Annotated in this window: 26 protein-coding genes, 1 tRNA gene and 1 pseudogene; 15 read left to right on the top strand and 13 right to left on the bottom strand. The window is 34.7% G+C overall.

Translation table 11 applies throughout. The annotated features are described in order from the left end of the window. From QXW15_RS06800 to QXW15_RS06790, 3 genes are all read left to right on the top strand, one after another. Positions 1 to 879, top strand: an 879-nt coding sequence (locus tag QXW15_RS06800) for a lipopolysaccharide biosynthesis protein (protein ID WP_405021912.1), incomplete at its 5' end; no start/stop codon positions are given. Between the two features lie 29 nt (positions 880 to 908). Further along, a complete protein-coding gene (gene metG, locus QXW15_RS06795) occupies positions 909 to 1,235 on the top strand; it encodes a methionine--tRNA ligase subunit beta (protein ID WP_048101456.1) in 327 nt (108 codons plus the stop codon). Next, positions 1,235 to 2,500, top strand: a complete 1,266-nt coding sequence (locus QXW15_RS06790; RefSeq protein ID WP_048101457.1) for a replication factor C large subunit — start codon at positions 1,235 to 1,237, stop codon at positions 2,498 to 2,500. Before metG ends, QXW15_RS06790 begins: the two co-directional genes overlap by 1 nt. 9 nt (positions 2,501 to 2,509) lie before the next feature. Here the strand turns inward: QXW15_RS06790 and QXW15_RS06785 are convergent, their stop codons facing one another. From QXW15_RS06785 to pyrB, 4 genes are read right to left on the bottom strand one after another with little or no spacing between them, the layout of a single operon-like run. Further along, complete coding sequence (locus QXW15_RS06785; RefSeq protein WP_048101458.1) at positions 2,510 to 2,773, bottom strand: hypothetical protein; 264 nt, start codon at positions 2,771 to 2,773, stop codon at positions 2,510 to 2,512. A gap of 36 nt (positions 2,774 to 2,809) precedes the next feature. Continuing rightward, positions 2,810 to 3,421, bottom strand: coding sequence for an MBL fold metallo-hydrolase (locus tag QXW15_RS06780; RefSeq protein ID WP_048101810.1), 612 nt, complete (start codon positions 3,419 to 3,421; stop codon positions 2,810 to 2,812). Positions 3,422 to 3,476: 55 nt separating this feature from the next. Further along, positions 3,477 to 3,932, bottom strand: a complete 456-nt coding sequence (pyrI, locus tag QXW15_RS06775) for an aspartate carbamoyltransferase regulatory subunit (protein WP_048101459.1) — start codon at positions 3,930 to 3,932, stop codon at positions 3,477 to 3,479. Between the two features lies 1 nt (position 3,933). Then, positions 3,934 to 4,851, bottom strand: coding sequence for an aspartate carbamoyltransferase (gene pyrB, locus QXW15_RS06770; protein WP_048101460.1), 918 nt, complete (start codon positions 4,849 to 4,851; stop codon positions 3,934 to 3,936). A 97-nt stretch (positions 4,852 to 4,948) separates the two neighbouring features. Here pyrB and QXW15_RS06765 point away from each other — a divergent pair, with 97 nt between their 5' ends. Then, positions 4,949 to 5,302, top strand: a complete 354-nt coding sequence (locus QXW15_RS06765; protein WP_048101461.1) for a nuclear transport factor 2 family protein — start codon at positions 4,949 to 4,951, stop codon at positions 5,300 to 5,302. A gap of 47 nt (positions 5,303 to 5,349) precedes the next feature. Here QXW15_RS06765 and QXW15_RS06760 read toward each other — a convergent pair whose 3' ends face one another. Then, positions 5,350 to 6,162, bottom strand: coding sequence for a hypothetical protein (locus tag QXW15_RS06760; RefSeq protein WP_048101462.1), 813 nt, complete (start codon positions 6,160 to 6,162; stop codon positions 5,350 to 5,352). 134 nt (positions 6,163 to 6,296) lie between these two features. Between QXW15_RS06760 and QXW15_RS06755 the strand changes: the two genes are divergently transcribed. Genes QXW15_RS06755 through QXW15_RS06740 form a run of 4 tightly spaced genes read left to right on the top strand, consistent with a single transcriptional unit; the run spans position 6,297 to position 9,216 of the window. Further along, entirely contained in the window at positions 6,297 to 6,488 is a 192-nt protein-coding gene (locus tag QXW15_RS06755; protein WP_048101463.1) for a hypothetical protein, read from the top strand. Positions 6,489 to 6,533: 45 nt separating this feature from the next. Beyond that, positions 6,534 to 7,778 (top strand): hydroxymethylglutaryl-CoA reductase, degradative, encoded by a 1,245-nt coding sequence (locus tag QXW15_RS06750; RefSeq protein WP_048101464.1) that lies wholly within the window; start codon positions 6,534 to 6,536, stop codon positions 7,776 to 7,778. Then, complete coding sequence (locus QXW15_RS06745; protein ID WP_048101465.1) at positions 7,778 to 8,509, top strand: tetratricopeptide repeat protein; 732 nt, start codon at positions 7,778 to 7,780, stop codon at positions 8,507 to 8,509. Before QXW15_RS06750 ends, QXW15_RS06745 begins: the two co-directional genes overlap by 1 nt. Positions 8,510 to 8,511: 2 nt before the next feature. Further along, positions 8,512 to 9,216 carry an alpha/beta fold hydrolase gene (locus tag QXW15_RS06740; RefSeq protein ID WP_048101466.1) on the top strand — a complete coding sequence of 235 codons (705 nt, stop codon included), beginning with the start codon at positions 8,512 to 8,514 and terminating at the stop codon, positions 9,214 to 9,216. Here the strand turns inward: QXW15_RS06740 and QXW15_RS06735 are convergent. Continuing rightward, a complete protein-coding gene (locus tag QXW15_RS06735; protein ID WP_342790202.1) occupies positions 9,206 to 10,414 on the bottom strand; it encodes a flavoprotein in 1,209 nt (402 codons plus the stop codon). The genes QXW15_RS06740 and QXW15_RS06735 overlap by 11 nt on opposite strands. A gap of 328 nt (positions 10,415 to 10,742) precedes the next feature. On the opposite strand from QXW15_RS06735, the gene QXW15_RS06730 reads away from it, so the two are divergent. The 3 genes from QXW15_RS06730 to QXW15_RS06720 are packed head-to-tail and all read left to right on the top strand — an operon-like array spanning position 10,743 to position 15,188. Continuing rightward, positions 10,743 to 12,110 (top strand): FAD-binding oxidoreductase, encoded by a 1,368-nt coding sequence (locus QXW15_RS06730; protein WP_048101468.1) that lies wholly within the window; start codon positions 10,743 to 10,745, stop codon positions 12,108 to 12,110. Beyond that, entirely contained in the window at positions 12,103 to 13,314 is a 1,212-nt protein-coding gene (locus tag QXW15_RS06725; RefSeq protein ID WP_052656738.1) for a (Fe-S)-binding protein, read from the top strand. Before QXW15_RS06730 ends, QXW15_RS06725 begins: the two co-directional genes overlap by 8 nt. A gap of 41 nt (positions 13,315 to 13,355) precedes the next feature. Beyond that, the gene (locus QXW15_RS06720; protein WP_048101469.1) at positions 13,356 to 15,188 is read left to right on the top strand and encodes an amino acid permease; all 1,833 of its coding nucleotides are present in this window, start codon (positions 13,356 to 13,358) and stop codon (positions 15,186 to 15,188) included. A 36-nt stretch (positions 15,189 to 15,224) separates the two neighbouring features. Here QXW15_RS06720 and QXW15_RS06715 read toward each other — a convergent pair whose 3' ends face one another. Next, positions 15,225 to 15,812: a hypothetical protein gene (locus tag QXW15_RS06715; protein WP_156150298.1), complete on the bottom strand. Its 588-nt coding sequence runs from the start codon at positions 15,810 to 15,812 to the stop codon at positions 15,225 to 15,227. A gap of 101 nt (positions 15,813 to 15,913) precedes the next feature. Here QXW15_RS06715 and QXW15_RS06710 point away from each other — a divergent pair, with 101 nt between their 5' ends. After that, positions 15,914 to 17,077, top strand: coding sequence for a pyridoxal phosphate-dependent aminotransferase (locus QXW15_RS06710; RefSeq protein WP_236688989.1), 1,164 nt, complete (start codon positions 15,914 to 15,916; stop codon positions 17,075 to 17,077). 68 nt (positions 17,078 to 17,145) lie between these two features. Here the strand turns inward: QXW15_RS06710 and QXW15_RS06705 are convergent, their stop codons facing one another. Beyond that, positions 17,146 to 17,850: an SDR family oxidoreductase gene (locus tag QXW15_RS06705; protein WP_048101471.1), complete on the bottom strand. Its 705-nt coding sequence runs from the start codon at positions 17,848 to 17,850 to the stop codon at positions 17,146 to 17,148. Positions 17,851 to 17,980: 130 nt separating this feature from the next. Here QXW15_RS06705 and QXW15_RS06700 point away from each other — a divergent pair, with 130 nt between their 5' ends. Next, positions 17,981 to 20,005, top strand: a complete 2,025-nt coding sequence (locus QXW15_RS06700) for a pyruvate dehydrogenase complex E1 component subunit beta (RefSeq protein WP_197065853.1) — start codon at positions 17,981 to 17,983, stop codon at positions 20,003 to 20,005. Further along, positions 20,002 to 20,238, top strand: a complete 237-nt coding sequence (locus QXW15_RS06695) for a biotin/lipoyl-containing protein (RefSeq protein WP_048101472.1) — start codon at positions 20,002 to 20,004, stop codon at positions 20,236 to 20,238. The genes QXW15_RS06700 and QXW15_RS06695 overlap by 4 nt, the downstream gene beginning before the upstream one ends. Positions 20,239 to 20,287: 49 nt before the next feature. Here QXW15_RS06695 and QXW15_RS06690 read toward each other — a convergent pair whose 3' ends face one another. The 3 genes from QXW15_RS06690 to QXW15_RS06680 form a co-directional block, all read right to left on the bottom strand. Beyond that, positions 20,288 to 20,992 (bottom strand): alpha/beta fold hydrolase, encoded by a 705-nt coding sequence (locus QXW15_RS06690; protein ID WP_052656740.1) that lies wholly within the window; start codon positions 20,990 to 20,992, stop codon positions 20,288 to 20,290. Next, the gene (locus tag QXW15_RS06685; RefSeq protein ID WP_287950469.1) at positions 20,993 to 21,778 is read right to left on the bottom strand and encodes a 2-oxo acid dehydrogenase subunit E2; all 786 of its coding nucleotides are present in this window, start codon (positions 21,776 to 21,778) and stop codon (positions 20,993 to 20,995) included. It abuts the gene before it with no gap. Between the two features lie 182 nt (positions 21,779 to 21,960). Beyond that, positions 21,961 to 22,033, bottom strand: a tRNA-Gln gene (locus QXW15_RS06680). A 61-nt stretch (positions 22,034 to 22,094) separates the two neighbouring features. Here QXW15_RS06680 and aroC point away from each other — a divergent pair. Then, on the top strand, positions 22,095 to 23,201 hold the full coding sequence (gene aroC / locus QXW15_RS06675) for a chorismate synthase (protein ID WP_048101474.1): 1,107 nt from the start codon (positions 22,095 to 22,097) through the stop codon (positions 23,199 to 23,201). On the opposite strand, the gene QXW15_RS06670 is transcribed toward aroC, so the two are convergent. Both QXW15_RS06670 and QXW15_RS06665 read right to left on the bottom strand, forming a co-directional pair. Further along, positions 23,154 to 24,884, bottom strand: coding sequence for a DUF2070 family protein (locus QXW15_RS06670; RefSeq protein WP_048101475.1), 1,731 nt, complete (start codon positions 24,882 to 24,884; stop codon positions 23,154 to 23,156). The genes aroC and QXW15_RS06670 overlap by 48 nt on opposite strands. A gap of 63 nt (positions 24,885 to 24,947) precedes the next feature. Beyond that, positions 24,948 to 25,380: pseudogene (locus QXW15_RS06665) on the bottom strand (hypothetical protein); the annotation flags it as partial.

Genomic DNA, 25,380 nt, shown 5'->3' with positions numbered 1-25,380 from the left:
AAAACAATAATAAAAAAATACATAACCCTGGCACTGCCCCTTGCAGCCTCATCCATAATTGCAACTATAAGCGGAAATATAGACAAGGTGCTTATACAGTTTTTCTGGCATGCCTCCGCAACCGGGGTCTATGCGGCATTGCAGAGAATAACGATGCCAATAATCACATTCTCGATGGCATTGAGTGTTTTTTTCATACCATTATTAACAAGGGAGGAGACAAAAAATGGTTTTAATGATAATATATCAGTATTTGAAAGAACCATATCCCTGTTTATCCTGCCACTGGTCATAATATTTATAGCACTGAGAATTTTCGTTGCAAACCTTTGGAGCGCCAATCTTATTCCGTATTCAACACTTTTAATATTTATGTCACTGGCGAATTATCTTAATGTAATAAATTCACCGTACACATCCGGTTTAATTGTCAGGGGGCTAACAATTAACATTGGAAAAATAACCTTAATTTCAATATCTTCAAATATTATCCTTGATTTTATTTTAATTCCAAAAAGCATATTTGGAATAACATTTTTCTCACTTGGCGTTATTGGTGCCGCTGTTGCCACATTTATTGCAATGATAATTGAGGCTGTACTTTTTAGATTTTATGTTATTAAAATAGAAAAATCAAAAATAAACATGAAAATTTTCAGGCAGATAATTCCTGCATCAGTGCAGTTTATCTTTTTATACCTAGTTGCATATTATGTAAGGCCCTACAGTGTATTTTTGTTTTTAATATTTTCAATTATATCAATTGCCATATTTTTTTCCCTGTCAATAAAAATGGGAGAAATAAAAAAATCGGTTATTATTGATTTTATAAGGGAATTAAATCCATTTAAATTATCCAGAACGCTGAAAAATGAATAACTTTATATTTAATTTCTAAAATACAGGATATGGACAAAATATCAATAGACTACTTCCATAATATAGACCTTAGGGTTGGAAAGGTAATTGAATGTGAAAAGGTGGAAAAATCAAGAAGCCTTTTAAAAATAATTGTGGACCTTGGGGATGAAAAAAAACAGATAATTTCCAGCATATATGAATATTATAAACCTGAGGAAATGATAGGAAAGCAGCTGGTTATAATAAATAATCTTGAACCGGCAAAATTTATGGGCCTTGAAAGCCAGGGAATGCTTCTTGCAGTTGAGGATGATAAGGGCGTATCACTTTTAACACCGGACAGGGAGGTGGAAAGGGGTTCAAAGGTGCATTAATGCCACTCCCCGATAAGTACCGCCCGGAAAAATTCGATGATATCATACTTCCTGATGATATCAAGAATCAGATAAAAAGCTGGATGGATTCATGGATGAGACATGAGGAGACAAAAAAGGCTTTAATACTTTATGGCACCCAGGGTGTCGGTAAAACAACTCTGGCAGGCGTTATTTCAAGGTGCTATAACCTTCCATTAATAGAGATGAATGGATCAGATCAGAGGAACAGGGAAAACATGAAAAAAGTGGCATTGATGGCCGCAGAATACAGGGATTTATTTAATTATGAGCAAAATTATCCTGACAGAATAATATTAATTGATGAGGCTGATAATATATTTGAATCCAGGGACCCGGCAAAGGGCGGGGATAGCGGTGGGATTTCTGAACTGCTTGAAATTATTAAAAATACATTGAATCCGGTTATATTAACAATGAATGATTTTTATGAATTCAAGAGAAAGAGCAGTGCAAGGGAAATAATATCACTATCAATTAGCATGGAAATAACGCCTTATAAAAAAAGGAGCGAAAGAAACTATCATATTTATATACAGAAACTCCTTGAGAGGCTGAAATATATAGCATCAAATGAGAATATTAAAATAAATGATTCACAGTTAATGGAAATTATAAAAAAGGATGAGCCCGATATGAGGGCAACACTGAATGACCTGGAGCTTTACCGCGGGGGAAATAATGCAGAGGATGCATACAGGGATGAGCAGGAATCCATATACTATGTGGTTTCAAAGACATTTAAGTCCGGAAATTATAATGATATAATTAATTCTCTTTATGCAATTAATGGTGATACTGATTTTCCAGGTTTTTACATGCAGTGGCTTGCAGAAAATGCTGGCATGGAATACAAAAACCCTGAGGATCTTAAAAATATATTTGATATACTTTCACAGGCTGATATATACTATAATATGAGAATAAGGGATTATTCGCTTTCCAGCTATTCCATGGAGATTGCGGGTGGTATATCCTTTGAGGCAAATGAAAGGAATGAACACTATGTAAAATATAATTTTCCGGCCTTTATTAAAAATATGAGCTCAAGAAAGGGCAATACTGAAAGATATAACATACAAACAGTTCTGGAAAAACTTGCGTTGGTTAACCATATGCCATCAAATGAGATGGCCAAATATCTATGGTTTTATAAATTCATAAAAAAACATGATAGGAAACTGTTTTCTGATATAATAAAAATACTTGAAATAACAGATAAGGAAAAAAATGCCCTTGAATAAATATATTTTTTAGTTCAGTGTTTTTATGATTTCACTGCCCAATATCTTCTTGCATTTTTTTATGGTTCCACTTACATATTCTACCCTGCCGCCATGGTATTCTATCTTTTTAATCACGTTATTACGGTTGAACTGGTTGGCCAGGTATATCCTATAATTTTTATATCTATATTTCCTTTTAATGCCCATGGAGTAAAACAGGTATTTATCGAGTTCATCACCATTTTCCGAATATGCGAGTATGTACCTTTTCCTGTAAATTGATCCCTTCAAGGTATTTATGAATTACAATATGCTTTATTTATTTGTTTATTTTTTATTTCCTACAGGGTTGCCGTGGCCGGGACATACCATATCAGGATTAATTCTGTTTATTTTATTAAGTGATTCCATGGCATCTGCATAATTCCATGAAAATTTTTTATTCACAATCAATCCACCATGCCGTTCTATGGCAGCATCGCCTGAGAATAGTATATTGCCGGGCTTGTAAAGATATGACACACTCCCTATTGTATGCCCCGGGGTATCATAATAGTCCATAAATGGAATTTTCATATCATATACAGGTTTAATATCATTTACAGGCTCTGTTTTAAACATGGCATATATAATCTTCTGAAACATATTTGCTGGATGAAGTTTATCTGCTCCCTGAATAACCTTAAGCTCAAGCCCTGGAACATATATTACCGGTTTAAATTTGTTGTAAAGTTCCAGAAGGCCACCAATATGATCCATGTGGCTGTGAGTAATAAGTATATAATCCGGCCTTTCATTTATCTTTTCAAAAAAGCTTATAATTTTTTTTCCTGAAGACTTTGTTCCGGCATCTATGAGAATGTCCATATCCTTTTCTTTTATTAAATAACAGTTTGCAACTGTGCCATCAATTTTTTGAACATTACTGGTTATTTGCATAACCATAAAGATTTTATAAAAATTTATACTTTTATTTTATACATATAATTTTATATTACAGGCTGTTTATTACATCAGATTCGGACATTTCCCTCTTGCAGTATATGCATTTTAGGGCTAATGGATTTGCTGATATAACCTTAAACTCTGGACTTACAGGCTCACCTGCGTTTGTAATGCAATTCTGATTTGTGCATCTTACTATTCCTATAACGCTTTCTGGCAGATCGACCTTAAATTTTTCAGTTATATCATAATCCTTAATTATGCTAATTGTGGCGCTTGGGGCTATCAATGAAATCTTATCCAGTTCTATTTTTTCGAGAAATTTATTTTCAATTTTAATTACGTCTTTAAAACCCATCATATTGCTGGGCACCCTTATGCCAATGCTTACAGAGGTATTTTCAGAAATTTTTAATATATTTAACACCTTTACAGCCTTTCCTGATGGTATATGGTCTATGACCGTTCCATCCTTAATTTTTGAAATTTTTAAGGTTCTTTCCATTCTAATCACCCAGTATGATTGATATTAATGACATTCTAACCGGTATGCCGTTTGCAGCCTGCCGGAAATACTTTGCATTTTTTGTATAATCAACGGCAGGGTCAATTTCATCAACCCTTGGAAGGGGATGCATAATAATGGATCCATTCTTCATTTTATTGACCTCGTTTAATGTGATTTTATATGAACCTATGAGCTTGTAATATTCGTTTTTATCAACAAAACGTTCCTTCTGTATTCTGGTTACATATAAAACATCTGTTCCTGATATTACATCATCAAGATTATTATATGTTTCTATGTTTAGTTTATCCTTTATGCCATTATAAACATAGTTGGGCAGTGCAAGAGATGGTGGCGATACAAGATTAATTTTTACGTTATACCTTGATAGTGCAAGTATAAGCGAGTGAACTGTCCTTCCATATTTAAGATCACCAACAATTGTAATTTCCCTATCATCTATGCCGCCGGTCTCATTTCTAATAGTGTAAAGGTCTATTAATGTCTGTGTTGGATGCTCCCCTGAACCATCACCTGCATTGATTATTGGCTTTGAGGAAAACTTAGATGCAAGGAGGCTCGCACCCTCAAGTGGATGCCTGATAACTATGATATCAGAGTATGACTCAACAATTCTTATCGTGTCCGCAAGCGTTTCCCCCTTGGCAAATGATGATGTCTTTGAATCTGCCATGCTAATAACAGAGCCGCCAAGTCTTTCCATGGAAGCCTCAAAGGAAAGCCGGGTTCTTGTGCTTGGTTCATAGAACAATGTGGCAAGAATTTTGGATTTCATGGGAGATGTCCTTAGAACCTCATCCATATGTCCGGAAATATAATCTGCCTTTTCAAAAATGGCATTTATATCATCATCCTCCAGGTCTGCAATTGAGATTAGACTTTTATTTTTTAACATTTAAATTGTAATCGTTTATAATTTCATTAAGTTTTTGTTTCCATCTTATTGTTTGGGGGGAACAAAAGTTTTTAAATGATTAATAAATTAATAAGGCATGGAAAACCTTGAAAATACTGTAAAAAAATACTATACAGCGGTTGATGCAAATGACCTTGATACGTTATTTTCAATATTCGATGAGAATATTGTATACGAACGTCCAGGGTATCCACCAATAAGTGGAATGGAAAATTTCAAGAAATTTTATGAGGATACAAGGATAATTTCTGAGGGGCATCATACAATAAATAATATAATTGTCAGTGAGCCATATGTAATAGTTGAGGGAGAATTCCATGGAAAATTAAAGGACGGCAGTGATTCATATACAAAATTTGCAGATATATACACATTCAGGAATGGAAAGGCCATAAGAAGGCATACATATTTTGACGGACAAAATGTGTGACATCATTCCCTGCAGTTATCGGGATCTTCCCACATCAGGGTTTAAGGTTAAAAAACTATCTTATTAATAAGATGAACCAGCCTTATTATATCCAGAGACCATAGATTAAATACATTCTCCTCTGAGTAGCTATAAAATCCATATGGGTGAAGAACCCTTGAATAATCAGCATATATTTTCCCCAAATCACGTGTATCTGCACCGGTGTAATAGCCAAGAAGGCCTATAATTGCACCGGCCTTGGGAAGTGAAATTACAAATCTTGTGGCCTTTTTTTCACATTTTGCACACTTTTCGTTTATTGTAATGGCATAGTCCTTTTCAATTTCATTAATTGGATAGGAATAATTTTTAAAATGCTTTGAATGTATTCCGCATAGTGGAATTCCGGTTGAATAAATAGAGCTGGACCTGGCCATAAAATTTTTGCCAAAATAATGGTTAAGCCTGCCGGTAAACTGTGTGATGCTATATATTGTGAACTTGTTATCTATTAAAACATGCCAGTCACGGTTAATAATGGCCTGCTCATATGGATTATATTCCATGTCCATGCATGAAATGATTTTTAACAACGATAATCTTTCAAGAAAAAACCTGCTGTTTTCAAATGCGGCGCTTAAAAGCCCATTTTTTGCACTTATATATCCCTGCTTTAGGGCTATTATTGCATCATATTTTGCGGGTGTGCCAAATTTTGTATTAATTGCTGAAATTTCAGAATTTAGTATGACCTCTGTAATGTTTTCAAAATTTTCCTGAACCCTTTTATTTTCTATTAAATAGGAAAGAAGCGAGAAATTACCATATTTTTTTAAAAATGAGAAATTTATCTCCTTTTTTGAAAAATTTCTAGCCATTGATAAGTAATTATATTATCAAATTTAAATTAATGCAATTAAAAATGTTCTAATATAATAAAAATTAAACAGTTTCAATGTATCCTGATATACAAATGGATAATATTAAATATTGATTATATGATTTATAAATAATGAGAGATGACTTTAAAATAGTTAAAATATGCCCGCAGTGCGGCTCCATGAAGGTTAACTGGATAAATGGTGGCATTGGCGGGCCGGTTTATAAATGTGATGACTGCAATTATGTTGGCACGTTCATACTTGAGGTATACTTTAAGGATGTGCCAAAATTCCAGAAGGAGCTTAATAAAAACAAATATTAAAATTAACAATAAAAAAATTATTAATATGAATGAGTATATAGTTCTATGGATTCAGCGATTCATGGATTTCACAAAATGTCTGTTGAGGAAAGAATTAGAATAGTCTCTGAATTTTCATCGCTCTCCAAGGAGGAAACAGAAGTTTTATCCCATGAGGATTCCATTAAAGACCTGCAAAACATGATAGAAAATACCATATCAACAATAGGATTTCCCGTGGGAATAGCAACCAATTTCAGAATTAATGGACGGGATTATTTAATACCAATGAGCATTGAGGAGCCTTCAGTGGTTGCTGCATGCTCCAATGGTGCAAGAATGGCCAGACCCCTTGGTGGATTTACTGCATTTGCCTCAGATCCTGTAATGCGTGGTGAATTACAGATTTATAACTTAAAGGACCCGGGGCTTGCGGTGATTAATATATTAAGCCATAAAAATGAGATACTTGAAATGGCAAACTCAAGATCAAAAACACTAAGTTCAATGAATGCCGGTGCCAGGGATATAAAAATTTTTATGCAGGATGATTATATAATAATGCATTTAATTATAGATGTAAGGGATGCAATGGGTGCAAATATAATAAATACAATGCTTGAATTTATTGCACCATATATAGAGAGTATCACAGGGGGCAAAATTAACCTCAGAATTATGAGTAACCTTACTACAGAAAGGGTTGCATATTCACATGCAGTGTTTAGCAGGGATCTTCTTGGTGGGGATGAAATAGTTGATAGAATAATTATGGCATCTCATATGGCAAAAGCGGATATATACCGTGCGGTAACCCATAATAAGGGCATAATGAATGGCATTGACGCTGTTTTACTTGCAACAATGAATGATTTCAGGGCACAGGAGGCAAATGCACACGCCTATGCATCCATGGATGGTTATAAACCATTAACAGATTATTATAAGGACGAAAATGGTAATCTGGTTGGAACCATTAAAATACCGGTGGCTGTTGGAACCATTGGAGGCGCAACAAAAACCTCAAAAAAAGCCTCATTATTCTTAAGGATATTAAATGTTAGGGATTCCAGGGAATTTGCATGTGTTCTGGCCTCTGTTGGACTGGCACAGAATCTTGCAGCATTGAGGGCATTGTCCGATGAGGGAATACAGCAGGGGCATATGAAGCTGCACGCTAGAAATGTTGCCATTGCTGCCGGTGCAACAGAGAAAAATATTGATTATATTGTTAATGAAATGATAAAGAATAAAAGCATAAGTTATTCCAGTGCAAAAGAGTTAATAAATAAATATAATGGTGGTAACTAATGGAAAATTTAGATGAATTAATAGAGAATGGGGATAAGGCCATGGGAAAGGAAAAATACATGGATGCTGTTAGATATTATACACAGGCGTACAATGGAATGACAGATGCCAGTGATGAAAAGGCAGAGATATGCTATAAATTATCACAGGCATATTTTGCGCTGGAGCCTAAAAATACAGAAAATCCATTAAAATATGCACAGGAATCCCTTGATATACATAATAAGTTAAACGAAGATGATATGAAAATTATGGATTTAATGAATATAGGCTATATAAATCTCGATTCAGGAAAAAGGGATGATGCAATTAAATATTTTGAAGAGGCAATAAAAATAGCTGAGGGATTAAAGGAGGGACAGTTAATAGCCATGGCCTACAATGCCAAGGCTGAGGCCCTATCATCAACAAAAGGCGGCTATAAGGAGGCGCTTGATATTTATAATAAGGTTATAGAAATGACAGAAAGTTCAGGTGACTGGGAGAATTATTTTGAGGCTGTTTATGGAAAAATAAACATATTAAGATCAACAGATATTGATGAAGCATTCAGTCTTGCAAAGGAATCCCTGGACAAAATTGATAAAATAATGGATGAAATTAAAACCAAAAAGGACAAAAAGGAGTTTAAGTCAAGTCTTTCATATATTTATGATGCTGCATCTGACATAGCCATGGAGCTTGAAAATATAGATGAGGCCATGAAAATTGCCGCAAGATCAAAGGAGTAAAAATGGAAAGAAAGTATTTTGATTCAACATTTGGTAAAATATCATATTTAACCAGGGACGGCGAATATCCAGTATATTTCCTGCATGGATTTGGCAGTACTGGAAATGTGTGGCTAAAAACAGATGAATACATTAATAAAAAAATAATGCCATTCTATATTGATCTGCTTGGCCACGGACACTCTGATAAACCTGATATACAGTATACAGTTAAAAATATGGCAGATGCAATTATTGAATTCATAAATTCTCAAAAATATGATAAATTCTCAATTGTTGGTCATTCATATGGGGGCTGGATTGCCTTAAAAATTGCCATTTTAAAAAATCCGGAAAATTTAATTTTAATAGACTCGGCAGGAATATCCCCGACATTAAGTGAGGAATATCCTGATACGTATAAGGATATAATTAAAAATATTGTGAGAACTCATAATTATAAAAATGAGAATGCACTAATAAATATAATGGAAATAAATAAGAATTCTACGGAAAAGCTTACAGATAATGATCTTATGGAGATTAATTGCAATACTGTTATAATCTGGGGGTCTGAGGATAAAACACTTGATATTAAATACGGAAAAATGATGAATGAAAGGATAAAAAACAGCAAATTATATATTATTGATGGTGCAGGGCATACACCGCAGTATATTAGGCCGGATAAAATTGCCGAAATTATAAACAATACACTTAAATTTTAAAATCCATTTTTTGATTTCTCCTGATTTTATTTTCAAGGTAATTATATATATTTATGGCAAGTTCTTCTTTTGTAATTGATTTTATCTCATCTTTATGTTCACCGTATATAAATGTGTAATCACCTGAAACATCACCTGAGGTAAATGCACCTGTTCCGGTCATAATAACAAGATCTGGATCGGATTTTTCAAAAGCCTCGCTGTTATATGTTTTATCATTCTTCGTTGTAAATAATACCATTGTAACACCTGCATCAAGCTTCCTTATAAGATTCCTTTCCTTATTTCTTGGCTTCAATGATAGGGTCTGGGGTTCAGAACTGTCAAGCTTGGTCTTGTTCTCAACAGCGTCAAAATCGCTTAATGATGATGATATTATTACATAATCATAATTATAAACCCCGAGGAAGGTGTTTATCTCCCTTATTATATCCTTTATATCTGTTTTTTCAATCAACTGAACATATGACGGTAATTTATATTCAGAGTTTCCTATATATGTAATAATTCCTGCACCAAATCTGAAGGCGTATCTGGCAAGCATGTACCCGGTTAATGTATCAGACTTATTTGTGATTACCCTTTCAGGATCAACAGCGGATTCGCTTTTACCGCATACAAGCATAATGTTCTTTCCATTAAGTTTATCACCATACAATGCGCGGTATATATAATCTATAATCTTATCACTCCACAATTTTATGTTGTCATCTGATGGTGTAAAATCAACCATATGCACACCAAGGTCATTCAATTTTTTAATATTCTCCTTATTCACCGGATTTTCTAACATTGTTTTATTTATCACCGGCGCAATTACAACGGGATTTTTATTTCCCATTGCATAGGAATAAAACAGTGATGGGATATTATCTGCAACCCCCGAGGCTATCTTTCCAATGGTGTTGTATGTGGCAGGTGCTATTACAAGAACAGTATTTTTATCGAACAATGTTATATGCTCTATATTTCCAGATATTCTGGTTATTACATCATGGCCTGAGGCCCACTGCAGAAGATCTGGATTAATAAGTTCAGCCGATGCTGTGCTCATTCCGCAGTACACCTCAGCACCCTCGTTCCTTAGATTCTTGATTAGATCTGGAATTCTGTATATATTTATGCTGGCTGATGTTGCAAGGACGATTTTTTTACCTGAAAGCGTGGTTTTGATGCTGGATTCATTATTTTTTGACATAATTTAATATTTCATCATGGTTTAAATTTTTAATCGTTTTTAATCAAATAAATTTTTATGTGAATGTAATCCCTGATATTCATCATGGTTAACGCCCGTTCCTGCAGCATTTTGGTTAAAAATTTACTGAATATATAATTTGACGCAATAACCTAAATACAAATATATCCGTAGAAAATTTGAATTAATAATATTATTTATTCAAAGGAAATGGTTTAAACGTGAAATCCCTGATATGCAATAAATACAATAATATTTATAATATTTAACAAAAAATAATTTTGTACAAAAATTTAAAAAATAGTATATTATATATTTTTAGGAAGCCATGGACAATAAATTATTAATTGAAAAATTAATTGATGCTGCTGGAAAGGAAAATGTATTTACCGATAATGAGCATTTGATAATATACCAGCGCGGTAGTATAGACCCTTTAAAACACATGCCACTGGCAGTTGTAAAAATTACAGATGAAAAAAATATTTCCAGGGTCATAAAGATAGCAAATGAATTTAATATTAATATTATAGCCAGGGGAGGTGGATCAAGCCCAACAGGCGCTGTTGTGCCTGATGATAATACATTAATAATGGATTTAAGGCCGCTTAACAAAATAAACGTTTCAATTGAGGATGGATATGTTGAGGCCTATGCTGGTGCAACACTTCAGGAGGTTAATGAGGAGTGTAAAAAATATAATTTTTTCTTTCCGCCTGACCCATCGAGTGTGAGTGTTTCAACTGTTGGTGGCGCCATAAACGAAAATTCTGGAGGTATGAGATGTGCACGCTATGGTGTGGTTAAGGACTGGATATTAAAACTGGATGTGGTTCTTGCAGATGGCAGTGAAACCACATTCGGTGAGGCCATATATAAAAATAGAGGGGGATTTAACATAATTGACCTGATTGCTGGAAGCGAGGGGACATTATGTATTGTCAAGAAGGCATGGCTAAAAATCATAGCAATGCCCAAAAAAATTTACCGCATTGCCGGATTTTATGATAATATAAATGATGCAATGGATGCCATACTGGCCATTAGAAAATTAAATCCGCTCATACTTGAGTTCAGTGACTATTATGGCATAGTGGCGGCAAATAAAATTAGAGGATTTTCATACCCTGAAACACGCGGTGGCATGGTATTAGCAGATACAGATTTTGATGAATCCTATCTTGAAGACATAAAAAAGATCATGGAAAAAAATGCAAGCAAAATTATAATTCCTGAAAATAAGGATGAATTCAACAATATTTTTGAGGTTAGAAGAATTGCCTTTACAGCCCCTGGAATTCTATTCCCCGGATTTATAGATGGTGATGTTGTTGTACCGCTTTCAAAATTAAAGGATATGATAAATTTTGTGTACAAAACAAGGGAAAAATACGGTGTATACATAGCAACATGCGGGCACGCGGGGGATGGAAACCTCCATCCACAGATTGGTGGAAATCCTGATGACCATGAAAACTGGAGGAACGTTTTGCTTGCCATGGATGATATAAACATTGAGGCTGTAAGGCTTGGTGGATCAATAAGCGGTGAGCATGGAATTGGAAGAATTAAAAAAGATTTGTTATTAAAACAGTTAAAATACAAAAAGCAGGATGAAACAATTATTATAATGAAAAATCTAAAAAAGATGTTTGATCCAAAAAATATTTTAAACAGGGGTAATTTCTTTGACTGAATTTGAAAAAATTTTAAATGATTTAAAAAATGAGAGCTCAAAATGTATCAGCTGTGGATTCTGTGATTCTGTATGCCCAACATATAAAAGTTCAGGATATGACATGGCAAAAACAGCACGTGGAAGGGCGCAGACCGGACTAAATGTTTTTAGGGAAATTACATTAAATGATTTAAGCCTGAACGTTTCAGATACATTTTATTCATGCCTGGACTGCCATGTATGCCTTCAGGTCTGTCCAACAGGGGTTGATGCCGGAAAAATTAGTGATATAGTAAAGGCTATTATCTCTGAAAAATACAAAAAACTTCAGAAGCCTGAGGTTAATTTAATAATAGAAAATATTAAAAAATATAAAAGTCCGGTTCCATTAAAAAAGGTATCATATGAATGGTTAGGCCATATAAAATATGGGAGATCTGACACCCTTCTTTATACAGGTTTAATGTACCAGCTCATGCCGTATACTGAAAATATGGAGAGAATGAGAAAAAAATTAGGAAATAAATTATTTCATATTATGATATCTATGGCATCGGTGATTCCGGTATTTTCGAGATTTGGAAGGCCTGATAAAAGGATGCTTGACAGGACAAATAACACATTAATACATATTGTGGAGCTTTTAAACAAATCAGGGATATCATTTGATGTGCTTGGATATAATGAGCCGTATCCGGGCACACTTTTATATGATTATGGATATATAAATGATTTTAAGGATTATATTACCGGCGTTTACAACATTTTAAAAAATTATAAAAAAGTAATAACAGTTGACCCGCATACATATAATATATTAAGATATGAGTATAAAAAATACATACCAGATTTTAATATTGATGTTTATTATTACACAGATTTTTTAAACAAATCAATGTTTACTAATTCAGGAAAAACAGTTGCATTCCATGACCCATGCCATTTTCAGGGCAATACGGAATATAATGGTGCCATTAATATTATATCCAGTGTTGCCAAGGCTGTAAAGCCTGAGAGAAATTCAAATTTAACGTACTGCTGTGGAGGACCTGATGAACTCCTATATCCAGACCTATCCATGAACATCTCCAAAAACAGGTATAACCAGCTCATTGAGAAATCGCAAAATATTATCACGGCATGCCCCATATGCTCCTATTCACTATCCAGAAATGGAAATGTAAATGATCTGGCAGATTTTCTGGTAAAATGCATAAAATAATTATCCATTAAATTTATTAGGCAAAGAGAGATGGATTTTAAATGAATGACTCAAATTCCGGTGAACTTCAAAGACACCTGACATTCAAGGATATTTTCTTTTTATCCTTTGGTGGGATGTCCCCATTATTAAGTATACTTACATACGGAGCATTTGCATTCACACTTGCAGGCTATGATGCACCAATTGTTATGGTTATAGGAACATTGCTTGTTCTTATTAACGGGCTTTCAGTTAACCAGTTATCAAAAAGATTTTCCACATCTGGAGGATATTACACATATGCATTTCAGGCCCTTTCAGCCAATGTTGGGTTTGATACAGGCTGGATGTATATGTTTTATTCAATATTATACGGCCTTGCATACCTTGCAGGTGCAGTTTTTGTAATTTCATTAATCCTCGGAATACCGGTTTATTTTTCATTCCTTATTATATCTGTACCATCTGTAATATTATTAATAATTGGCATTAAAACCTCATCAAGGTATGCAATATACGCCGTTACACTTGAGGTTTCATTTATGGCCATAATGGTAGTTCTATCGTTTTTCATAACCCACGGGAATTTTTATACACCCTCATTTTCAAGGTATCCAATAACATCAGCAGGGCTGTTTCTCGGTATTTTATTCGCCATGGGTATACCAACAGGTTATGGAACCATAACACCAATATCTGGTGAGGCCCAGGATGCCAAAAGGGTCATAGGAAGGAGTGTAATAGCAGTGATACTATCCGGCGGCATTCTGGCAACTGTTGTTATATATGCCTTTGCAAACATCGTCCTGCAAACACATTACTCCATACCATTTTCAGATAAGCTGCCAATTATAGACATAATACGTTATGATTTTGGAAAATATGGTATATATTTATATTATGCGGTGGCCATAGCAACGGTAAATGATGCGATTCTTGCATTCCTATCATTTGGGTCAGCGGCATCCAGGACATTGTTTAGAATGGGCTATGATAGAACAATTCCATCAATATTCTCAAAAAATGTCAAAAATAACCCAATAGTTTCAGTTATTACAGTTAGCATTGTAATGATGATTATACCTGCCCTAATGTTCAGGTATATGAGTCCAGAGATAGTGTTTATCTTCCTTGGCACAGTTGCCTCACTGGCAGGACTTTTTATTCATTTAAGCGCCAACTTCTCACTGATGAGGATAGGATACAGGCGTGGAAGAAGATTAATATCCAGAATGGAAAGAAAATTATGGAATTATATAATTGACTACCGCGAGTTTATTCTTGCCTCTGTGGGTGCATTAATAAGTTCAATAGTCCTTGTTTATTCTGCATACTCCACGGTTCCATATTATACAACAATATTTCTTACATGGGTCGTTATTGGATTTATTTTATCTGAGGTAAAGGCAATAGTTACAAAAACACCATACATGCCTGATATAGGCAGGGAGGGGAAAATAGTTGCAGAGAATCTTACCAGCATGACCGTTGCAAAGGCCAGAAATCCTGCCACAGATGTGATTGTAAATATAAATGATACATTGAGGTCTGCAATGGAAAAAATGCTATCAAAGAATATGCCCGCCTCAATAGTTGTAAATAATGAGAGTAAGCCCATAGGTACAGTTTATTTAATAGACATATTATTGCTGCCACAGATAGCAATAGAAAAGGGTAAAATTAATCAGATTAGAATAGAAAAGGTTGTGAATATAGGTGAGAATGAAAACATTACAGATGCAATAAGATTGATGAAGGAAAATAATGTGCCATTGCTTGCAATAATAGATGCCTCTGGGAAATGCACCGGAACAGTCTCTGAGAGGGAGGTGTTGTTACAGCTTGGAACTGTAAAAAAGGACGATGACACGGGTGCCCAGGCCACTGAATAAAATAAAAAAATTAAAATTTTTAAAATTTAAAAAAAATTAAAATCTTGCAGCCATTAAATATCCTGAAGAACTCCCTGAGGATCCATATGATCCCCCAAAGACAGATGTCATTGAATCTATAATTGAGTATGCAATTTTTTTGAGCACATTGGCAAGGCTAATATTTGCAAGGAATAAAAATGCCATATTTTTCTTGTATCCAAATCCTAGGTAAGCATGTAAATAGCTGGCATTACTGGCATTAATAACACTGTATTCAAAGCCGTTGTATGTTTGATTCTTCATTATAAACTTGATCCCAGCGGGCAATTCAGTAAGAATAGTTTTATAACCAGATTTTGCAAGTGATGTGTTGTTAAATTGTGCCTCATAAACATAAAAAGCCGTGGATGGAGATGAACCTGTTGTATTGTAATAAACTATTTCGGTTTTTGTTGTATTTTTTGCTGGGCCCTGGGACATTACCTTTGAAACATTGTATGAATTTCCGGTGATGCCTTTTACTGTGGACTGGCTTGGGAAACCAAAGTGTGATTCCGAGGAGGCTATATAGTAATACGCACCTGCAGCAATGATGATTATGACGACCACTACGACTATCGTATACTTTATTTTACTATTCATATAAATTAATAAATTAAGAGATATAAAAATTTATGTATAAATACGAAAATATAATTTTATTATATACTCATAAAAAATTAAAAAATAAAAAAACATTATAAATGAAATTGGCATTTGTATCCATGGTATCGGCAAGGGTAAATAAAATAAACGAGTCGGCAACTGTAAGTATGTCCAACAGGGCTGCAGAATTGAAGGCCGAGGGAAAAAAAATTTATAATTTTGGTATAGGTGAACCAGATTTTAAGACACCGCAATCAATTATTGATTATTCATATAAAATGGCAGGTGAGGGAAAAACACATTACACACCATCTGCAGGAATCCCCGAACTCCGGGAGAAAATTGCGGAGAAAATGAAAAAAAAGAATAATATTGATGTTTCATCAAAAAATGTGCTTGTTACACCTACAAAATTCTCACTAAACCTTGCCCTTTATACAATAATAGACCCCGGTGATGAGGTCATGCTTCCTGCACCATATTATGTATCCTACACAGATATAATAAAATTAAATGAGGGAAAGGCACTTATATTTGATACTGATGAAAATTATGAGTTTGATTTTGACAAGATGCGCAAAATGGTATCCCCAAAAACAAAGGCGTTTATGTTAAATAATCCTGTAAATCCAACGGGAAAGGTATATTCAGAGAGGACATTAAGGCAGTTATCTGACTTTATATTAGAAAATAATTTATTTTTAATATCGGATGAAATTTATGAGGATTTAATTTACAAGGGAAAAATGTTCTCACCCGGTTCAATAAACGAAATGAAAGAAAAAACAGTTACCTTAAGTGGATTTTCAAAAAGTTATGCAATGACTGGATGGCGCATAGGGTATATGGTTGCACCCGAGGATATCATAAAGGCAGCGAATAAGGTACAGCAGCAAACACTTACATGTGCGCCATCAGTATCCCAGTATGCAGCACTGAATGCACTAGATGACGAGGATGATGTAATAGAGATGAGGAATGTTTTTAATAAAAGACGCATGCTTGCATTATCATTATTAAAGGAGATTGATGGCATAAATGTTTATGAACCTGAAGGCGCATTTTATATATTTCCGGGGTATAATAAGGATATAAAATCAAGTGAACTTGCCATGGATCTTTTAAATAACCAGAATGTAATAATAACACCAGGACTGCCATTTGGAGCTGAAAAGCATTTCAGAATTTCATATGCAACATCCGATGATGTTATAACAGAGGGGATTTCAAGAATAAAAAAATATTTTAACTCAAAGAATTGAATTTTTTGCAATAAAATGTTAACATATATTATAAATTTTTAAATATTAAAGTGTAAAAATGCTTTCATTTAGTTTATAAGGCTGTGGCCACCATCAACGGGTATTATGGCACCATTTACCCATGACCCATCAGGACTGCACAGAAAATATATCACCTTGGATATATCCTCAGGGGGAGTTTCAAGATCGCCAAGGGTCCTTAATTTTGTGTAATCCTCCTCTGGCATAAAACTCTGTATTATATATTCTGGTGCCACAGCGTTAATTCTTACACCCTTTTTAATCAACTCAGCAGCAATAATTTTAACTGATTTATTTAGGGCATATTTTATAACTGTGTATGATAGCAGATTTGATCTGTTCTTATTATCCACATCCGAATTGCTTACCAGTATTATAGAAGAACCTGAAGTCAGTAAATTAAGGAAGTTTTTAATCAAAAGCATTGGTATTTTTAAATGATTTTTAAACATTTCATCAATCCCTGAAAGGTCCTCAACAGTATCCTCAATATATCCACCTATGGTTATTACAAGCGCATCAACATTCTGTGAAATATTTTTAACCTTATCTGATAATGATTTACATGATTGATCATCCTTAAGCTCCTGTGCTATATAATCTATCCTTCCATATTTTTCCAGTTTTTTCTTTATATTTAAAAGGTGGTCCTCCTTTCTTGAATTGATAATCACATTGTAATTATTTTTTAAAAATTCATATGCTGTGGCCTCACCCAGATATCCAGTACCTGCTATTACAGCTGTTTTCATAATTTAATATTTATACTTAATAGTTAAACTTAATGGTGCTTTTAATAATTTAATATTATATTTTTTGAATACTTTTGTATTTTAAATAATGTTTATATAAAAACCTCATATAATATTTATGGTGATATTTTTGCAGGAAGGGATAAAAAGTGAGGATATGCTAACAATTTATTATACAATGGTGAAGAGCAGGCATTATGAAGAAAAAATAAGGGAGATTTATCTTAATGATAAAAAACCTTTATTTAATATAGCAGCAGGTAAAATTCCGGGGGAGATGCATTTATCAGCAGGTCAGGAACCAACCGCAGCATGGATGTCCGTTTTATTAAGGGATGATGACTTCGTTTACAGCACGCACAGGCCGCATCACACTGCAATATCAAAGGGCGTTGATTTAAACAAAATGACTGCGGAAATCATGGGCAAAAAAACAGGACTTGGCCATGGAAAGGGCGGACATATGCATTTATTTGATCCACAAAAACATTTTGCCTGCGCTGGCATAGTTGGATCCTCGTTCCCTCCTGCTGTTGGGGCGGCATTAAGTTTCAAACTTGATGGAAAGGATAACGTGGCTGTTGCCTTTGGTGGTGATGGATCACTTAACCAGGGCATGTTCATGGAATCAATGAATTTAGCATCCCTATGGAAGCTGCCTGTAATTTTCATTATAGAAAATAACGAGTGGGCAATTTCTGTAAATGTAAAGGATTCAACACCACTAATAAGAGACTCTGACAGGGCACTTGGTTTTAACATGCCATCAAAATATGTTCCAGATAATGACCCTATACAGATGTACCTCGCTGCCAAGGAGGCTGTTGAAAGGGCAAGATCAGGAAAGGGACCAACGCTAATAAGCATAGATACATACAGGTATTACGGGCATTTTGAGGGTGATCCGGAGGTATACAGACCAAAGGATGAGGTTAAAAATTTAATGGCAAAGGATCCAATAAAACGCCTGAGAGATCAGATATTAAATGAAAAACTTGCATCAGAGGATGAAATTGAAAGGCTTGAAAATTCTGCACTTGAGGAAATAGATCAGGCGGTTAAATTCGCCGAGGATAGCCCTGACCCTGATGGTAATGATGCACTGGCTGATGTTTATGCTCCTGGCTATTATGAACAGGAACCAAAGTCCAGGGGTAGAAAATTGCCAATGTATATGGCAATATCCGAGGGGATATCACAGGAAATGGAAAAAGATTCCTCGGTACTTTACATGGGTGAGGATGTTGGCGTATACGGCGGAATTTTTGGTGCCACAACCGGACTTTATAAAAAATTTGGACCTGAACGTGTCAGGGATACACCAATAAGTGAGTCAGCATTTATAGGTGCATCATCAGGTCTGGCCGCAGCAGGAAAGAGACCAATAGTTGAATTGATGTTTACAGACTTCCTTGGAGTAACATTTGACCCAATTATGAACCATATAGCAAAAAATTATTACATGTCCGGTGGGAATGTAAAGATGCCAATAGTAATTACAACGGCAATTGGTGGTGGATATGGTGATGCTGCACAGCATTCTCAAACACTATTCCCAATATTCGCACATATACCCGGATTAAAGGTGGTTGTTCCGTCCAATAGCTATGATGCCAAGGGGCTAATGATTTCTGCAATAAGGGATGATAATCCTGTAATTTACATGTTCCATAAGGGTCTTATGGGACTTCCATGGATGCCCTATCCGCAATCTTCTGTTGTTGAGGTTCCTGAGGAGGAATATACGGTGCCAATTGGAAAGGCAAAAATAGTAAAAACTGGTAATGATATTACAATTGTTTCCGTTGGATCAACAGTCCATATGGCACTTGAGGCTGCAGATGAGCTTAAAAAGGATGGAATAGATGCTGAGGTAATAGACCTCAGGACTGTAAAACCAATTGATAAGGAAACAATTCTGAATTCCATTAAAAAAACGGGATATATGCTTGCTGTTGATGAGGATTATGAGAGTTATGGCCTCACCTCTGAGGCAATATCCATTGCATCGGAACTTGGGTTCAAGGATTTAAAGACCGCACCAAGAAGAATTGCATATCCGGATATACCCGTGCCATACAGCAGGAATATGGAATCATTCTCACTTCCAAGCAGCGAAAAAATAATAAAAACAGTGAAAGAGATGATAATGTGACGCTAATAAAAATGCCATCCATATGGAACTTTGAGGAACTTGGTAAGGCTGTGGTAACACAGTGGTATGTAAAGGAGGGGGATTCTGTGAAGGAGGGGGACCCGGTATGCCAGATTATGGCTGCAAAGGTTACCGTTGAGGTCCCATCACCTGTCACTGGTACAGTTAAAAAGATAATGGCTGAAATGAATCAGGAAATATCCCCAGGGGACCCATTAATGGATGTTGAATGATAAAATTAATGGCAAATTTAGTTACATTAAATTTTATATTTTTTAAATATTAAAAAATATTTTTGTTTATAATTTCAGCAACAGCATCAGGTTTATTGATCATTGGTACATGTCCCCCGTTTTTAATAATAAATAATTTACCATTACTGACATTTTCCTCGAGGATTTTGGCATGTTTAATATTTATTCTTGGGTCATCATCGCCCCATATAATTATTGTTTTTGATTTAATTTTATTTAGGTCATCTGCTTTTATCATATAATTTTTGGAATTAATTAATATATTTTTCATTATATCAAGATCGTTGCCAGGTTCCAGCCTGTTAAGTTTATCAAGAAATGCATTAATACCTTCCATTGGTATGCCGTCACAGCATATACCTGCAGAGTCAATAAGTATCAAATAATCCGGGGATTTAAAATGAATTGAGTAATAGGCCGCCACCCAGCCACCATAGGAGTTGCCTGCCAGTGCAAACTCCTTATTGACCGTATTTTTTATTATTTCATCCACAACACTGCACTGTAAATCCAGCGTGTATTCAATTTTTGGTTTTGCAGATCTCCCATGGCCAAGCAGATCCGGCGCTATAATTTCAAAACGGCTGTCCAGTCTTGTAAATAGTTTTATCCAGTTATTGGATATCCCACCGAGACCATGCAGTAATATTAATGGAAATTGACCGTTTCTATGTAGATATGAAATGACGCCAAATCCTGTTTTTAATTCAAGTCTTTCGATATCAAACTGCATTTATGGTCTAAAGTTCTCAATATTATATTTAAGTTCCGATAGGAATCTGGCCGCAGGTGCACCGTCAACCGCACGGTGGTCAACAGTAATTGATGCGGTCATTACCTTTCTTATCTCAATCTTCCCATCAAGTACAACAGGCCTGTCCTCTGTACTACCAATGCTTAAAATTGCAACCTGTGGCCAGTTTGGTATTGACATAAAATATGATACACCAAGGCTTCCAAGATTGCTTATTGTAAATGTGCCACCGGTAATATCAATTTCTTTTATTATACCATTTTTTGCCCTCGCAATTAATTCCCTGTATTCATTATCAAGTGTTTTAATATCCTTTGTGTTAACATTCCTAATAACTGGAACTATCAAACCTATTTTTGAATCAACTGCAATTCCTATATTATGGCTATCGTATGTAATTATTTCGTTATTTTTTATTTCAGAATTCATGTATGGATAATGCATTAATGTATTACTGATAATTTTTATTAGTAAAACATTCATGGATACGCCTGCAGATTTGTATGCTGCCATAAAGTCATCCATTAAAATTTCTGAATACAATGATATAATTGCCGATTCTTTTAAACCGGAAACAAGATGGTCAGCAATCATCTTCCTTATTCCGGTAATTGGCTTTCTTTCAATTACATGGGGATAAAAATTCTCAGCTATATATTTTTTAATATAGTCCATGGTCAGCAGGTTTTTATCCACGTTTAGTGAATCCAGATTAATGTTATACTGATCGGCCAGCCTTTTTATATCGTTTAAATTGGAATCCATATCACATTATTTATTATGACTATTAAATATATTATGTTAATACGAATATTTACATAATGAGCCATAGTGCCATGTCAGCGGGTCCTTATTTACAGAGAATTTTTATCCTCTAATAAAGTCCTGATTTCTCCTTAAATAACCCTGTATCAAAATGTAGCCATAATCTAATTAACAGAAAAACATAGCTCCGGGCAGATTCGAACTGCCGTCGACTGGTCCAGAGCCAGTAATGCTTGGCCGCTACACCACGGAGCTTTAAAAATGTATTACAATTAAATATAAAAATGTTAATAGGCTTAAACCAATTACAGTTTTAATGTTTACAGCGGGAAACAGGCTTAAGCTAACAATTTTTGGCTCATCGCACGGCCCTTACATAGGTGGCATACTGGATGGGCTTCCGGCGGGTGTTAATATTGATATGGATTATATAAATAAATGGCTTGATCGTAGAAGGCCCGGGATAAATTCAATAACAACACAGAGGAAGGAATCAGACAGAATAGAATTTATCTCAGGGCTTAAGGAATTTTATACTGATGGATCTCCACTTGGCTTTATTTTTAGAAATGAGGATTATATCAACAAACATTATGATTATATTAGGGACAATCCCAGACCAGGGCATGCAGATATTACAATGTATTATAAATATGGTGAATACAGAAATTACGAGGGTGGCGGTTTTTTTTCCGGAAGAATGACCCTGCCTCTTGTTGCCGCAGGGTCCATTGCCATGCATATATTAAAAAATATTAATATAAGCATAGTTTCATATATAAAATCTGCAGGCGGATTTAATATTCAAAATGAAAATATATCTGATGAGGACTATTCATACAGCTTCAGGACCAGAATGCCAGACCCTGATCTTGATGATAAACTTTATAACAAAATTCTTGAGATCATAAAGGATGGTGACAGCCTTGGTGGAATAATAAAAACCATTGCATATAATATTCCACCGGGTATAGGTGAGCCATTTTTTGACTCTGTGGAGAGCACAATAGCCCATTTAATGTTTTCCATACCGGGATTAAAGGGCATAGAATTTGGTGCCGGTTTTAAGCTTGGTTCAATGTCCGGTTCACAGGCCAATGATACGTTTTATTACGACGGTGATAAAATAAAGACCAGAACAAATAATTCTGGTGGTATACTTGGTGGGATTACAAACGGCATGCCGCTGGAATTTAGTGTTGTTATGAAGCCAACATCATCAATAAGAAAGAAACAGGAAACTGTTAATCTAAAAACACACCAGCCATCAGAAATACAGGTGATTGGCAGGCATGACCCCTTTATAACCCTAAGGGCTGTTCCTGTGGTTCAGGCATTAACAGGATTTGCAATACTTGATCTTATTATGTCAGATTCATCTCAAAAGAAATGGGATATATTTAACAGAGGAGATGGCAATTAATATGGATGCAATCAGGATAAAGCCTATGGAATATTTTGCAATTCTAAACGCTCCTAATACAGTGTCCATTAAGGTTTTGAAGCTATCCTCCCGGCCCATATGAACCGTTGTATAAACTGTTTTCATTCCGATTTTTACGTCAGAGATATCATTTATTGCATCTTTAACAGCAGTTTTTATTAGATTCACCACATCATCGGGATTGCAGTTAAGGCCCAGAGGATTTATATCAAGATTGCTTGCATTTACAACGTGATTGTCAGTGGTGTATATTTCAAGGTTATCTACAATATCACTAAGCTCATTCCTTGATTTCTCCATAATATCATGTGTTATATTATTGGAATCTGTAAGTACTATTGCATTATATTTTCCATTAATCTCCATTGCAAGTGCCTGAATACCCATGGCCGCCAGCCCACTAATTCTGGCCGATATTCTGGAATAGCCAATTCTTGCAGGATATGCATCAGACAATTTTGAAAAGGCCCGTTTCATTTCCGGGATAAACTGGGAACAGTTATCAAGTTCAGGGGCATTTTTGGTAAAATCATTCTGTGCGTCAATCAGGGCAAAATCATCCATGCCGGAATCCCTCATGGCGCGGATTAATTTTAATCCGGATTCCAGTGAGATATCGTCGAATTTCTCACTTTCTGGAATTATTGCTGAGAACCCATAATTACCAAACTTTTGCATTGATATTTCATAACCATTAACATTTATCTTTTTCATTTCAGATACTGTGCCCGAATAGTGCATATCCTTCAAACCCTGTTTAACAGCATCGGCAATATTTTTTATATCTGATTCACCACCACAGTTATTGCTGTTTGTTGTTGCGGTGTGAAATACCATTATGTTATCCATGTTAAGCTCGTGGCTTAATTTTTCAGGAAGATTGCTGCTGCAGAGGTTTCCAAATGGGCCGGGATGGACATACGGAAATATTAAAATAACCTTGCTTTTTTCACAGTCCTTTATATCAACTGTTTTAACTGGTATTTTTACCCTTTTATTATATATTTTCCCAAAAAATGATTCACCAACACTATTATCCTGAGATCTGTTAAGGAAAAAATTGATTATTTCTGGAACACTTGCACTGTACTTTCTGGTGAATTTTTTTGTGGTTAATGTAATAAATAGGTAAGAAAATAAAAGAAATATTGCAGAGGAAAAAGATACTGTAAATAAAAACATGGGCAGGTACGGTGTTTTCAAAAATATGAAGAGTGAGGATATTAAAATGGAGTATGAATAATCTGGAGATAGTATAATTGCATAATGCATATTTTCTGGATAATAAACATATAGAATCAAAAAACGAAGGAACACTGCTATTGATGTTGATATGCCTATTAAATATACAATATTAAGGCCGATTATTGAATTAAGTGCAAGGAAAATCCAAAGAAATAGGGATGCTGAAAGAAATGACATAAAATCCAGATATATTATCCTTCTTGAGTTAAATGATTTATTTGTCAGTCTTATTGTTATAACATCCATGGCAATAAAAACAAAAAATGGAATTATTGATAAAAAAATAAAATTAACCATGCTTTTTATTAAAAGAAAATTTATAATATAAATAAAAAGTACTGGAAATATGAAATAGTACCATTTCGGTGATTTTTTAATGTATCTTGAAATGCCCGCCAGGGTCTTATTGCTTTCCATTTACCACCGGATTATTTTATTAAATATAAATATATTTTTTACATTATTTTGAATTTATAATAATCAGTGCACAAGCCTCTTAATCTTGAAATAACCATAACCTGTTAAAATTCTTACATACTCTGGAAATTTTTTACTGGTATTGATGTCTATATAAAGGTCTTTGATATCATTTAATTTTTCCTCAGTGGAAACTATTATTATATTATCAAATCCAATTAAATCAAAAACACGCCCTGATATCTGTTTATTCCCCCTGCCAAGCAAAAAGCCCTGGCCACCAATGGGTGATATTATCATAACAGTCCTTTTTTGGCTAACATAATGATAAATTGTCGGCTCATCAATATCCGATGCAACAAGGCTTTTGTTTAAAATAAGATCAAAGCCAAGTATGTTTGTCTTTATTCCAAGGTTCAACAGTATTTCCTTACATGTGGTTCCAGGACCTATCAGATAATATGTATTGTTATCCATATTGTCAATTATATACTCT

Origin of the sequence: Acidiplasma sp. (assembly GCF_038728925.1) — an archaeon.
GTDB lineage: Archaea > Thermoplasmatota > Thermoplasmata > Thermoplasmatales > Thermoplasmataceae > Acidiplasma > Acidiplasma aeolicum.
The sequence above is the reverse complement of the archived record's forward strand: the minus strand, read 5'-3'. Positions and strand labels throughout refer to the sequence as shown.

Bases quoted from the DNA above. Each gene is read 5' to 3' on its own strand.
- metG (WP_048101456.1), top strand. From the start codon at position 909: ATGGACAAAATATCAATAGACTACTTCCATAATATAGACCTTAGGGTT.
- QXW15_RS06790 (WP_048101457.1), top strand. From the start codon at position 1,235: ATGCCACTCCCCGATAAGTACCGCCCGGAAAAATTCGATGATATCATA.
- QXW15_RS06780 (WP_048101810.1), bottom strand. From the start codon at position 3,421: ATGCAAATAACCAGTAATGTTCAAAAAATTGATGGCACAGTTGCAAAC.
- pyrI (WP_048101459.1), bottom strand. From the start codon at position 3,932: ATGGAAAGAACCTTAAAAATTTCAAAAATTAAGGATGGAACGGTCATA.
- pyrB (WP_048101460.1), bottom strand. From the start codon at position 4,851: ATGTTAAAAAATAAAAGTCTAATCTCAATTGCAGACCTGGAGGATGAT.
- QXW15_RS06765 (WP_048101461.1), top strand. From the start codon at position 4,949: ATGGAAAACCTTGAAAATACTGTAAAAAAATACTATACAGCGGTTGAT.
- QXW15_RS06760 (WP_048101462.1), bottom strand. From the start codon at position 6,162: ATGGCTAGAAATTTTTCAAAAAAGGAGATAAATTTCTCATTTTTAAAA.
- QXW15_RS06755 (WP_048101463.1), top strand. From the start codon at position 6,297: ATGAGAGATGACTTTAAAATAGTTAAAATATGCCCGCAGTGCGGCTCC.
- QXW15_RS06750 (WP_048101464.1), top strand. From the start codon at position 6,534: ATGGATTCAGCGATTCATGGATTTCACAAAATGTCTGTTGAGGAAAGA.
- QXW15_RS06745 (WP_048101465.1), top strand. From the start codon at position 7,778: ATGGAAAATTTAGATGAATTAATAGAGAATGGGGATAAGGCCATGGGA.
- QXW15_RS06740 (WP_048101466.1), top strand. From the start codon at position 8,512: ATGGAAAGAAAGTATTTTGATTCAACATTTGGTAAAATATCATATTTA.
- QXW15_RS06735 (WP_342790202.1), bottom strand. From the start codon at position 10,414: ATGTCAAAAAATAATGAATCCAGCATCAAAACCACGCTTTCAGGTAAA.
- QXW15_RS06730 (WP_048101468.1), top strand. From the start codon at position 10,743: ATGGACAATAAATTATTAATTGAAAAATTAATTGATGCTGCTGGAAAG.
- QXW15_RS06720 (WP_048101469.1), top strand. From the start codon at position 13,356: ATGAATGACTCAAATTCCGGTGAACTTCAAAGACACCTGACATTCAAG.
- QXW15_RS06715 (WP_156150298.1), bottom strand. From the start codon at position 15,812: ATGAATAGTAAAATAAAGTATACGATAGTCGTAGTGGTCGTCATAATC.
- QXW15_RS06710 (WP_236688989.1), top strand. From the start codon at position 15,914: ATGAAATTGGCATTTGTATCCATGGTATCGGCAAGGGTAAATAAAATA.
- QXW15_RS06705 (WP_048101471.1), bottom strand. From the start codon at position 17,850: ATGAAAACAGCTGTAATAGCAGGTACTGGATATCTGGGTGAGGCCACA.
- QXW15_RS06690 (WP_052656740.1), bottom strand. From the start codon at position 20,992: ATGCAGTTTGATATCGAAAGACTTGAATTAAAAACAGGATTTGGCGTC.
- QXW15_RS06685 (WP_287950469.1), bottom strand. From the start codon at position 21,778: ATGGATTCCAATTTAAACGATATAAAAAGGCTGGCCGATCAGTATAAC.
- aroC (WP_048101474.1), top strand. From the start codon at position 22,095: ATGTTTACAGCGGGAAACAGGCTTAAGCTAACAATTTTTGGCTCATCG.
- QXW15_RS06670 (WP_048101475.1), bottom strand. From the start codon at position 24,884: ATGGAAAGCAATAAGACCCTGGCGGGCATTTCAAGATACATTAAAAAA.